This is a genomic window from Actinomadura napierensis, assembly GCF_039529375.1.
Lineage (GTDB): Bacteria > Actinomycetota > Actinomycetes > Streptosporangiales > Streptosporangiaceae > Spirillospora > Spirillospora napierensis.
In genome coordinates, this window is sequence record NZ_BAAAMR010000188.1 from 1 (window position 1) to 11,362 (window position 11,362).

The following is an 11,362-nucleotide window of genomic DNA, read 5'->3' on the forward strand; positions in this document are numbered from 1 at the left end:
CCCACCCCCCCCCCCCCCCGCCGCCCCGCCCCCCGGAACGCTCCCATCCCGCCCCCACGCCCTCCCGCCGGACGTGCTGCTCGGCCTGCACCGCGCCGAGCCGTGCCTGATCGTCCCGGACCCGCGGGACCCGGCGCACCGGCGGACGCTGGAGCCGATCCTGGCCGACCGCGGCGCCGCCGTCGGCCCGTCCGTCGCACCGGCCGCGCTCGGCCGGTCGCTGACCTGGGCGCGGCAGGCGCTCGGCCTGGCCATGGACGGGGTGCTGGGCGGCGGGCCGGACGGCGCGCGGCCGGGCGGGTCGTCCGGCGGGGGGCCGGTCATCGCCGCCGACCACGCGCCGACCCTGCTCGTGCTGCGCCACCGCGACCTCGTCGAGCATTCCGCGCGGCGCCGGCTGAGCCCGCTGCTGAAAGTCCGGCCGAATCGCCGCACGCAGTATGCGCGGACCCTCCAGGCGATGCTGGAATGCGGATTCAACGCCTCCGCCGCGGCGGTCCGGCTGCACGTCCACCCGCAGACCGTCCGGCTCCGGATGCGCAAACTCGACGAATGGTTCGGCGACGAGATCCACGACCCGTCCTTGCACGTCGAGCTGCTGATGGGGCTGCGCCTGTGGCAGGCGACCACCCGCCCCGGCGGTGAGCCCGACTGGTTCCAGAACGGCCCGGCGAGGGCCGCGCATAAACCTTCCCGAAGGTGAGTGCCGCACCTCGCGTTTTCGTCTCCGGTGCAGTTATCCGGCGGCAGCGGCCCTGGAATCGTCGGACGCGTGAAAGCGCCGCATCGACCGGAGGGAATTGCCATGAGCAGCACCGTGCCCGACCTGGGGGACGCCGACCAGCTGAAGGCGTTGCTGGAGAACGTCGCCTCGCCGGAGCAGCTCCGCGAGCTGCTGGACGCTCCCGGCGTGGACGACGAGATGATCGAGGGGTTCGTCGCGGCCGCCGGCGCCGAGGACGTCCTGGACAAGGTGTTCGGCCTGATGGGCGAGCACTTCGTCGCCGAGCGCGCCGGGAACGACGGCGGCGTGATCCGCTGGGACGTCACCGCGCCGGGCGGCACGCTGTCCTACGGGCTGGTGGTCCGCGACGGCGCCGCCATCGGCGAGCGCGGCGCGCCGGACGGCCCGAAGGTGACGCTCACGCTGTCGGCGCCGACGCTGCTGCGGCTGTGCGCCGGCCGGCTGAACGGCGTCCAGGGGTTCATGACCGGGAAGATCAAGCTGTCCGGCGACATGATGTTCGGCGCCAAGCTGCCCGGCTGGTTCGACTACTGACCGGTCCCGGCCGCCGAACCGGCCCCGGCCCGGCTCCCGGGCGCGGGGCCGCGCGCGTCAGACGGGCACGTCGGGCGCGGTCCCGCCGTCCTGCGCCGCGGCGACCGGCGGCCGCGGCCCCCCGGCGTCGACCGCGCCGGCCGGCGGGGGAGTGAGGCCCAGGCTCTCGATCTGCCGGGCGAACTCGGCCTGGATCTCGGCGTGCAGCGAGCGGGCCAGCAGCCCCTGCACCGCCTGCATCCCGATCGGCCGCAGCCGCTGGATCAGCTCGGCGATCTCGCGGAAGTCCCGGCCGCCGAGCCGCGCGTCCAGCCCGGCGTGCTCCACGGTCAGCCGGACGAACTGGCGGGCGATGGCGTCCACGTCGCCGCGCAGCCGGCCGGCGATCTCGAAGACCGCCTCCAGCTCGATGCCCGCGTCGACGAGCCCGGCGCCGACCTCGAACAGCCGGGGGCTCGGCACCTCGTACCCGTCCCCGGTCCACCGGATGAACTCCAGCTCCTCCGCCTGCTGCAGCTGCGGGAAGTCGGCGGGCGCCCTGCCCTCCAGCTCGCTCTCCGGGATGTCCGGGTAGAACCGGTGCACGACCTGCGGGAGCGTCATCCGCGCCGGCTCCTCGTCCGACCACGGGTCGTGCACGGCCCGCTCCAGGCCGAGCAGCTCGGCCAGGTTGTGGCCGCGCTCCCACGCCGACAGCATCTCGCCGATGCTCGCCAGCGTGTAGCCGCGGTCCTTGAGCCGGGCGATGAGGTGGATGCGCGCCAGGTGGCTGTCGTCGTAGAAGCCGACCCTGCCCTTCATCCGGGGCGGCGGGAGCAGGCCGCGCTCCTGGAAGCCGCGCACGTGCCGGACCGTGGTGCCGGCCGCGCGCGCCAGGTCGTCGATTCGGAAGTCAGCCATGCCCGTCTCTCCGGCTCGGCGGTCGATCCGCTCATCGTACTCACAACCGCTGGCGCGGTTATCCGCGGCCCGTTGAGTCATGGACCGCGGATTCACGGCACATCGCCGGCGGGTGAGACGTCGTGCACGGTCCGGACATGGCGCGCGCGGGGCGCGTCAGCCCAGCGCGACCACGGCCTCGGCGGTGTACGTCAGGAAGGTGAACGTCTCCTGCAGGTACAGGTGGACGCTCGTGGCGTCGTGGGACTCGTAGCCCACCGACAGGTCCTGGCCGATGCGCAGCTCGAAGTCGCCGCCCCGCGTCGACAGCAGGAACGCGCCGGAGATCGCGGGCGCCCACACGATGTCGCCGCTGACCAGCCGCGCCAGGTGCTCGTGGATCGGGTAGCCGTGGTCGGAGGTCTCGTTCACCGCCGTGTAGGCGTCCGCGCTGAGCGCCAGCGAGTACGGGCCGTCCACCCCGGCCAGCCGCAGTGCCGTCACGGCCTGCGCGACCGCGTTCGGGTACTCGCGCGGCTCGGCCGGCAGCGCGATCGCCGGGTTGGCCGACGCGGCGCGCAACCCGTCGATTCCGGCGGCGGCGTACCCCTCGAAGACCGCCTGATCCTCGGCGCGGGCGATCAGCCGCGCCGCGTCCTTGGCCGGCTGCCAGTCCGGGTCCTTGGCGCCGCGCTCGACGTCGTCGACGTCCCGCCGGTCGACGGTGAACGGCACCCGCAGCTCCACCAGCGGACGGGCCCGCCGCACGTGCGCCCGCACGCCGTCGGCGGGCGCGTCGACCGGGTCGAGGTGCCCGGTGGCGACGGCCGCGAGCGTCACGCCGCCGGCCTCCGGGACGTCCACCAGCCGCCGCCCCGCCAGGTAGCGGGTGACGGTCCGGCGGATCTCCGCCTCCAGGTCCTCCCACGCGGCGGCGGAGACCGGGGCCAGTTCGCGGTGCAGGTTGTTCAAGATGCGCTCCTCTTCAGGTCGCCGATGCCCAGGGATCCGTCGTCGCTGGGAAGCGGGGGCGGGTCGTCCAGAAAGCCGGCCGTCGGGACGTGGAACAGGGCGCCCGTCACCGCGGTCGAGAAGTCCAGCAGCCGGTCGTGCACGCCGGGCGGGTCGCCGAGGAACATGTTCCGCAGCATCTCCTCGGTGACCTCCGGGGTGGCGGAGTAGCCGATGAAGTACGTGCCGAACTCGCCGTCCCGCACGTTGCCGAACGGCATGTTGTCGCGCAGGATCTTGCGCTCCTCGCCGTCCGGCCCGGTGATCGTGGTGAGCGCGACGTGCGCGCCCGGCGCCTTCAGCTCGTCGGGGATCTCGATGTCGGACAGCTTGCGGCGGCCGACCGCGTCCTCCTGCCGCTCGACCGTCAGCGCGTTCCACGCCCGCATGTCGTGCAGGTACTTCTGGACGATCACGTAGCTGCCGCCGGCGAACTCCGGGTCCTCGTCGCCGACGACGACGGCGGCGCGGGCGTCCTCGCCCGTGGGGTTCTCGGTGCCGTCGACGAAGCCGAGCAGGTCGCGCTGCTCGAAGTAGCGGAACCCGTGCACCTCGTCCCGCACGGTCACCGCGCCCGCCAGCCGCTCCATGATCTGGGCGGCCAGCTCGAAGCACAGGTCCATCCGGTGGGCGCGGATGTGGAACAGCAGGTCGCCGGGCGTGGCGGGGGCGGTGTGCCGGTCGCCGGCGAGTTCGGTGAACGGGTGCAGCCCGGCGGGGCGGGGGCCGGAGAACAGCCGGTCCCAGGCGTCCGAGCCGATGCCGGTGACGCAGGTCAGCCCGCCGTCCGGTATCCGGAAGCCGACCGCGCGGACCAGCCCGGCGAGGTCGGGCAGCAGCTCGGCGACCACGGGCTCGCCGCCGGGGTCGACGGTCGCCACCAGGAAGATCGCCGAGCCGGTCAGCGGCCCGAGCACCTCCTGGGACGCGCCGGCGCGCGGGGCGCTCACCGGCGGGCCCGCGCGGGCCGGGAAGGGCGTGTCATGGCCGACTCCTGAAGAGATCGCGGTGTGCGGCTCACCATTATCCGGTGGCCCGCGGTCGCCCCCGACACCGGTGTCCGGAACGCCCATGTTTGGCCAGTGAGCTGCGGGAAGGGCGAACAGGACCAGGTCCCGCCAGGGGAGGGAGCAGAGCCATGAGGGCAGTGGTCTGGCACGACGTCGGCAAGATCAGCCTGGACGAGGTGCCCGACCCGGCCGTCCGCGGCCCCGAGGACGCGGTCGTCCGGATCACCGCCAGCGCGATCTGCGGGACGGACCTGCACTTCGTCAGGGGGACGATGCCCGGGATGGAGCCGGGTACGGTCCTCGGCCACGAGGCCGTCGGCATCGTCGAGGAGACCGGGCCGAACGTCCGCAACTTCGTGCCCGGCGACCGCGTCGTCATCCCGTCCACGATCGGCTGCGGCCGGTGCTCGTACTGCCGCGCCGGCTACTACGCCCAGTGCGACGTCGCCAACCCCAACGGCCCGTCCGCCGGCACGTCGTTCTACGGCGGCCCGCGGTCGACCGGACCGTTCGACGGCCTGCAGGCCGAGTACGCGCGCGTCCCGTACGCCCACACCAACCTCGTCGCCATCCCGCCGGGCGTCACCGACGAGCAGGCGCTGATGGTCAGCGACATCCTGCCGACCGCCTGGTTCGGCGCCCGGCTCGCCGAGGTCGGCACCGGCGACACCGTCGCGGTGCTCGGCGCCGGCCCGGTCGGGCAGCTCGCCGTGCTGTCGGCGCGGATCCAGGGCGCCGGACGGGTGTTCGTGGTGGACGGGCACGCCGACCGGCTGGAGACGGCGCGGCTGCAGAACGCCGAGACCGTCGACTTCAACGCCGAGGACCCGGTCGAGGCCGTCCGGGACTTCACCGGTGGCATCGGCGCGGACCGCGTGATCGACGCGGTCGGGGTGGACGCCGAGAGCCCGGCGAGCGGCCCCGCCGCCGAGGCGATCACCAGGGAGGACCGGCGGGAGTTCGAGCGCGAGCAGGCGCAGGCGGCGCCGCGCACCGGCCAGGACGGCGCGCAGTGGCGTCCCGGCGACGCGCCCGGCGAGGCGCTGCGCTGGGCCGTGGACATGGTCGCCAAGGCCGGCACCATCGGGATCGTCGGGGTCTACCCGCCGCACTACACCAGCTTTCCGCTGGGCCTGGCGATGAACCGGAACCTGACCGTCAAGGCGGGGAACTGCAACCACCGCCGGTACGTGCCGGGGCTGCTCAGCCGCATCGCCAAGGGCGGCGCGGACCCGACCACCATCCTCACCCAGCAGGCGCGCCTGCCGGGGGTCATCGAGGCCTACGAGGCGTTCGACCGGCGCGAGCCGGGCTGGACGAAGGTGGCGCTGGAGGTCTCCGGCTGACGGCCGGCCGCGACAGGGGGGAACACCATGAAGATCGCCGACACCAGGCAGGTCGAGGAGCTGCTGGGGGACCTGCCCTTCCCGGCCAGCAAGGAGCGGATCGTCGAGCACGCGCACGCGCGGCGGCCGCTGACCGAGGCCGAGCGGGCGCTGTCGTCGCTGCCGCTCGGCACCTACGGCAGCGCGGCCGAGGTGCTGCGCTCGCTGCCGATCGACCCCGACCCCGGGCGCACCCCGGCGGAGCAGGCCTACCAGCAGCGCCACCACAACAAGCCCGGCCTCGCCGAGCACATGCGCGACACCGAGCGCCCGCCCGTCCAGGACGAGCTCCGCGGCGACGAGGGCGAGCACTGGCAGCCCTGACCGACCTGCGCGTTTGAAGGGTTTTTCTCTGGTCATTACCCCAGGTTGGTAATGGCCGAGGAGGGGAGCCCGGATGACGGCTGTGCAGGGCACGCCGGACACCAGCGCCGCGGACGCGCTGGCGCGCCACCGCAAGGGAACGAGGATCGGCGACATTCTCGCCACCACCGACCACAAGATGGTCGGCTACCTCTATCTCGGCACCTCGTTCGCGATGTTCCTGATCGCCGGGCTGATGGCGATGCTCATGCGGGCCGAGCTCATGGAGCCCGGCATGCAGGTGATGAACAACCTGCAGTACAACCAGCTGTTCACCATCCACGGCACGATCATGCTGCTGCTGTTCGCGACGCCGCTGTTCGCCGGGTTCGCCAACGTGATCGTGCCGCTGCAGATCGGCGCGCCCGACGTGGCGTTCCCGCGGCTGAACACGCTCAGCTACTACCTCTTCCTGTTCGGCGCGCTCATGGTGCTGGCGGGCTTCCTCATGCCGGGCGGCGCCGCCGCGTTCGGCTGGTTCTCCTACTCGCCGCTGTCGTCGTCGGCGTACTCGCCCGGGCTGGGCTCCGACATGTGGGTGATGGGCCTGATCGTGTCCGGGTTCGGCACCATCTTCACCTCGGTCAACCTGATGACGACGATCATCGCGATGCGGGCCCCCGGCATGGTGATGTTCCGGCTGCCGATCTTCACCTGGAACGCGCTGCTGACCAGCGTGATGGTGCTGATCGCCTTTCCCGTGCTGACCGCCGCCCTGTTCGCGCTGGAGGCCGACCGCAAGTTCGGCGCGCACATCTTCGACGGCGCGAACGGCGGGGCGCTGCTGTGGCAGCACCTGTTCTGGTTCTTCGGGCATCCCGAGGTCTACATCGTGGCGCTGCCGTTCTTCGGCATCGTCACCGAGATCCTCCCGGTGTTCTCCCGCAAGCCCGTCTTCGCCTACCTCGGCATGGTCTGCGCCACCATCGCGATCACCGGGCTCTCCATGACGGTCTGGGCGCACCACATGTTCGCCACCGGCCAGGTCCTGCTGCCGTTCTTCTCGATGACGTCGTTCATGATCGCGGTGCCGACGGGCATCAAGTTCTTCAACTGGATCGGCACCCTGTGGAAAGGGCAGCTCACCTTCGAGACCCCGATGCTCTGGGCGATCGGATTCCTGGTCACGTTCCTGTTCGGCGGCCTCACCGGCGTGATCCTCGCCTCGCCGGCCATGGACTTCCACCTCACCGACTCGTATTTCGTCGTCGCCCATTTCCATTACGTGCTGTTCGGCACCGTGGTGTTCGCGATGTTCGGCGGGTTCTACTTCTGGTGGCCGAAGATGACCGGGAAAATGCTGAACGAGACCTGGGGGAAGATCCACTTCTGGTCGCTGTTCGTCGGCTTCCACACCACCTTCCTCGTCCAGCACTGGCTGGGCGCCGAAGGCATGCCGCGCCGCATCGCCGACTACCCCCACCAGTTCGCGACGCTCAACTTCGTGTCGTCGATCGGCTCGTTCATCCTGGGCGCCTCCACCTTCGCGTTCCTGTGGAACATCTACCGGACGCACCGGCGCGCCCAGCCCGTCGAGGCCGACGACCCCTGGGGCTACGGCGGCTCCCTGGAGTGGGCCACGTCCTGCCCGCCGCCCCGGCACAACTTCACCTCGATGCCGCGGATCCGGTCCTTCCGCCCCGCCTTCGACCTGCACTACCCGCCGAAGGACGACCCGCAGAAGTCCGAGCTCGCCCTCCCGCAACCCCCCGCCGACTCCTCCTGACCCGACCCGATTACCGCCGGAGCCGCGGTCAGGAGCCCTCCTTCTTCTCCTTCTCCACGGCGCCCTGGCGCTTGAGGTCGCCCTGGCCGCCGCCGTAGGACTCGGTCTGGTAATTGAGGTAGAACCGGTTGGTGCGGGTGCGGGCCTGGGTCCGGACGCGGCCGGGCGTGGGCAGCGGGATGATGTGGTGCGGGTAGGCCGCGACCAGCTCGCGCGGCTGCCGGGTCCGCAGGATCGCCGCCTGCTCCGGCTCCGGCCGCTCGTGCCGTTCGGTGAAGCCGCCGTCCGGCGTCAGCGAGATCAGGCCGCTCTCCACGCCCTCCTCGCGCTGCTGCAGGTCGCGGCGCTGCAGGCTGAGGCAGACGCGGCGGGCGACGGCGAACGCCAGCACCGGGAACACGAAGAACCCGATCCGGAAGAACCACGTCGTCCAGAACAGCGGGATCTTGAAGGTGTTGGAGATGATGTCGTTGCCGCCCGCCGCCCACAGGTTGCCGTACCAGGCGATGACGGCCGCGCCGATCGCCGTCCGGGTCGCGGCGTTGCGGGGCCGGTCGAGCAGGTGGTGGATGCGTTCGTCCCCGGTCGCCCATCTCTCGAAGAACGGGTAGAGGCCGATGAGGGTGAAGAACACCATCGGCAGGACGACGGCCGGCAGCAGCACGTTCCAGCTGATGGTGTGTCCGGCGACCGTGGTGGAGAGCCGTCCCATGATGCGCAGCGAGCCTTCGAGGAAGGCGATGTACCAGTCGGGCTGCGAGCCGAACGACACCTCGTCGGGGTCGTAGGGCCCGTACAGCCAGACCGGGTTGATCTGCACGAACGCCGCCAGCCCGGCCAGGAACCCGAAGGTGTAGAGGAAGTACGCGCCGCTCTGCGCCATGAAGCTGGGGAAGGTCGGCTCGCCCTGCACCGCCTGCTCGCGGCGGCCCTTGCCGGGCCACTGGGTGTGCGTCTGGTGCCAGAGGATCATCAGGTGCGCGGTGATCAGCGCGAGCAGGACGCCGGGGACCAGCAGGATGTGCACGGTGAACAGCCGCGGGATGAAGGTGTCGCTGGCGGGGAACTGCCCGCCGAAGACCCAGAAGGTGAGGTAGGTGCCGACGATCGGCACCGAGAGCAGGATGCCCTCGGCGATGCGCAGCCCGGTGCCGGACAGCAGGTCGTCGGGGAGGGAGTAGCCGGCGAACCCCTCCAGGACCGACAGCGCGAACAGGGTCACCCCGATCAGCCAGTTGATCTCGCGCGGCTTGCGGAACGCGCCGGTGAAGAAGATCCGCAGCAGGTGGATGCTGATCGCCGCGAGGAAGATGTTCGCCGCCCAGTGGTGGATCTGCCGCATCAGCAGCCCGCCGCGCACGTCGAACGACAGGTCGAGCGTGGACGCGTACGCCTCGCTCATCTTCACGCCGCGCAGCTGGGCGTAGGAGCCGTCGTAGACGATCTCCGTGCCGCTCGGCCTGAAGAACAGGGTCAGGAAGACCCCGGTGAGGATCAGGACGATGAACGAGTAGAGCGCGATCTCGCCCAGCAGGAACGACCAGTGCTTGGGGAACGCCTTCTTGATGTTCTGGCTCAGGACCTCGGTCGAGCCGAGCCGGTCGTTGACCCCGTACGCCAGCCGCCAGCCCGCCGGCAGCTTCTGCTTCCCGCCGCCCCGGCCCCGTCCCGCCATCGCGCTCCTCCTGATCAAGCAGAGTTTCCGCTGGGCGGGTACCCGTGGGGGCGCCCCACAAACGGCGGGCGGGTTCAGCCGCCCCCGTACAGCTCGGTGAGCAGCTCGACGGCGTGCCGGGCCGCCGGGTGCGGGTCGTCGTGCCACCAGGCGAGCCGGACGGCGATGGGCGCGGCGTCGCGCAGCGGCCGGTAGACGACGCCGGGCCGCCGGTACTGGTCGACGGTGCCGCGGGCGGTGACGCCGACGCAGCCGCCGGCCGCGACGGCGGCCAGCCAGTCGTCGATGTCGGCGGTGTGCCGGGTGGCGGGCCGGGTCTCCGGCGGCCACAGGTCCACGGTGGTGGTGCCGGTGCGGCGGTCGACGAGCAGGGTGCGGCCCGCGACGTCGGCCAGCCGGACCGAGCGGCGCCGCGCCCACGGGTCGTCCGCCGCCATCGCGCAGTACCGCCGCTCCAGCCCGACGACCACGGAGTCGAAGCGGCGCGGGTCCGGCGCGACGCGCACGACGGCGATGTCACAGGCGCCCTCGGCGAGCCCGCCGGTCGCGGTGTTGGTGCGGACGAGCCGCAGTTCGACGTGCGGCCACCGGCGGGGCCACAGCCGCTGGAACGGCACGGTGTGCTGGCCCATCGCCGACCACGCGTACCCGATCCGCAGCCGGGCGTGCCCGCTGGTCGCCTCCGCCACCAGGTCGTCGGCCTCGGCGAGCAGCCGCCGCGCCCGGGCCAGGACCCGCACGCCGGTGGCGGTCGGGGTGACGCTGCGGCTGGTGCGGCGCAGCAGCCGGACGTCCAGGCCGGGGACGGGCGCGGACGCCTGGCCGGTGCGGCGCTGATGCTGGCCAGCGCCGCGTCCAACCAGACCGGCGCGGCGGTCGGCGTGCTGGCGTTCCCGGTCATCGGGCCGGCCGGGGTGGTGGCGGTGCGCCAGTGGGTCGCGGCGGCCGTCCTGCTGGCGGCCGGGCGGCCGCGGCTCCGCTCGTTCACGGCCGCGCAGTGGCGGCCGGTGCTGGCGCTCGCGGCGGTCTTCGCCACGATGAACCTCTCGCTCTACACCGCCGTCGGGCGCGTGGGCCTCGGCCTGGCCGTCACGCTGGAGTTCCTCGGGCCGCTGACCGTCGCGCTGGCGAGCTCGCGCCGCCGCACCGACCTGGCCTGCGCCGCCGCCGTGGCGGCCGCGGTGGTGGCGCTGACCCGGCCGCGGCCCGCCTCCGACTTCCTCGGCATCGGCCTCGGGCTGCTAGCCGCGTGCTGCTGGGCCGGGTACATCCTGCTCAACCGGGCCATCGGGCGGACGCTGCCCGGCGCCGAGGGGTCGGCCGCCGCGGCGGGGCTGTCCGGGCTGGTGTTCGTCCCGATCGGGGCGTTCGTCCTCGTCCAGCACCCGCCGACGGTGCGGGCGCTGGCGTGCGCGGGCGCGGCGGGCGTGCTGTCGTCGGCCGTCCCGTTCCTCGCCGACCTGCTGGCGCTGCGCCGCGTCCCGGCGCGCTTCTTCGGCCTCTTCATGAGCCTGAATCCGGTGCTGGCCGCCGTGGCAGGGCTGGCCGTCCTCGGGCAGGCGCTGCATTGGACGCAGTGGCTCGCCATCCTCGTCATCGTCACCGCGAACTCCGTCAGCGTCCTGGCGGCGCGCGTCTCCTGACCGGCCTGTATCGCCTGGTCAGGCGCTTGCCGCGTACAGCACCTCGCGCAGGGCGGGCATCGCCTCGCGGTCGGCGCGCCACACCAGGCGGAGGCTGAGGTCGGGCGCGTCGAGGGCGAGCCGGACGAGGGAGCCGGCGTCCAGCCGGTCCCGGACGGCGAACTCCGGCACCAGCGCGATCCCGAGCCCGCGCTCCGCCCAGGACGCCATGACCGTCACGCTGCCCGCCCGCACCCGCTCGACGCCGGACCCGAGGATCCGCTCCCCGGCCAGCCAGAACGAGCAGGCCGGGACATTCACCAGCAGCCGCTCGCCCGCCAGGTCGGCCTCGGCGAGCCGCGCGGCGGCGGCGACCGCCGGGCCCGGCGCGGCGGCCAGCGCGAGCGTTCCG

At 72.8% G+C, this 11,362-nt stretch carries 12 protein-coding genes; 6 read left to right on the plus strand and 6 right to left on the minus strand.

Annotation, left to right across the window (positions count from 1 at the left end; translation table 11 throughout):
• Positions 1-703 (plus strand): helix-turn-helix domain-containing protein (locus tag ABD296_RS47365; RefSeq protein ID WP_344284376.1); only part of this gene is annotated, 703 nt, incomplete at its 5' end.
• Between the two features lie 102 nt (positions 704-805).
• Positions 806-1,279, plus strand: coding sequence for an SCP2 sterol-binding domain-containing protein (locus ABD296_RS47370; RefSeq protein WP_344284379.1), 474 nt, complete (start codon positions 806-808; stop codon positions 1,277-1,279).
• A 57-nt stretch (positions 1,280-1,336) separates the two neighbouring features.
• On the opposite strand, the gene ABD296_RS47375 is transcribed toward ABD296_RS47370, so the two are convergent.
• From ABD296_RS47375 to ABD296_RS47385, 3 genes are all read right to left on the minus strand, one after another.
• Positions 1,337-2,179, minus strand: a complete 843-nt coding sequence (locus ABD296_RS47375; RefSeq protein ID WP_344284382.1) for a MerR family transcriptional regulator — start codon at positions 2,177-2,179, stop codon at positions 1,337-1,339.
• A gap of 156 nt (positions 2,180-2,335) precedes the next feature.
• Positions 2,336-3,130 carry a family 1 encapsulin nanocompartment shell protein gene (locus tag ABD296_RS47380; protein ID WP_344284385.1) on the minus strand — a complete coding sequence of 265 codons (795 nt, stop codon included), beginning with the start codon at positions 3,128-3,130 and terminating at the stop codon, positions 2,336-2,338.
• Positions 3,127-4,119: a Dyp-type peroxidase gene (locus ABD296_RS47385; protein ID WP_344284388.1), complete on the minus strand. Its 993-nt coding sequence runs from the start codon at positions 4,117-4,119 to the stop codon at positions 3,127-3,129. Before ABD296_RS47385 ends, ABD296_RS47380 begins: the two co-directional genes overlap by 4 nt.
• 188 nt (positions 4,120-4,307) lie before the next feature.
• Here ABD296_RS47385 and ABD296_RS47390 point away from each other — a divergent pair, with 188 nt between their 5' ends.
• The 3 genes from ABD296_RS47390 (at position 4,308) to ctaD (ending at position 7,653) form a co-directional block, all read left to right on the plus strand.
• Complete coding sequence (locus ABD296_RS47390; protein ID WP_344284391.1) at positions 4,308-5,525, plus strand: zinc-dependent alcohol dehydrogenase; 1,218 nt, start codon at positions 4,308-4,310, stop codon at positions 5,523-5,525.
• A 27-nt stretch (positions 5,526-5,552) separates the two neighbouring features.
• Entirely contained in the window at positions 5,553-5,888 is a 336-nt protein-coding gene (locus ABD296_RS47395; RefSeq protein WP_344284394.1) for a DUF2795 domain-containing protein, read from the plus strand.
• A 73-nt stretch (positions 5,889-5,961) separates the two neighbouring features.
• The gene (gene ctaD / locus ABD296_RS47400) at positions 5,962-7,653 is read left to right on the plus strand and encodes an aa3-type cytochrome oxidase subunit I (protein ID WP_344284397.1); all 1,692 of its coding nucleotides are present in this window, start codon (positions 5,962-5,964) and stop codon (positions 7,651-7,653) included.
• 28 nt (positions 7,654-7,681) lie between these two features.
• On the opposite strand, the gene qcrB is transcribed toward ctaD, so the two are convergent.
• On the minus strand, positions 7,682-9,328 hold the full coding sequence (gene qcrB, locus ABD296_RS47405; protein WP_344284400.1) for a cytochrome bc1 complex cytochrome b subunit: 1,647 nt from the start codon (positions 9,326-9,328) through the stop codon (positions 7,682-7,684).
• Positions 9,329-9,402: 74 nt separating this feature from the next.
• A complete protein-coding gene (locus ABD296_RS47410) occupies positions 9,403-10,068 on the minus strand; it encodes a LysR substrate-binding domain-containing protein (protein WP_344284403.1) in 666 nt (221 codons plus the stop codon).
• Positions 10,069-10,164: 96 nt separating this feature from the next.
• On the opposite strand from ABD296_RS47410, the gene ABD296_RS47415 reads away from it, so the two are divergent.
• The gene (locus ABD296_RS47415; RefSeq protein ID WP_344284407.1) at positions 10,165-10,971 is read left to right on the plus strand and encodes an EamA family transporter; all 807 of its coding nucleotides are present in this window, start codon (positions 10,165-10,167) and stop codon (positions 10,969-10,971) included.
• Positions 10,972-10,989: 18 nt separating this feature from the next.
• Here the strand turns inward: ABD296_RS47415 and ABD296_RS47420 are convergent.
• Positions 10,990-11,362, minus strand: a 373-nt coding sequence (locus tag ABD296_RS47420; RefSeq protein WP_344284410.1) for a LysR substrate-binding domain-containing protein, incomplete at its 5' end; no start/stop codon positions are given.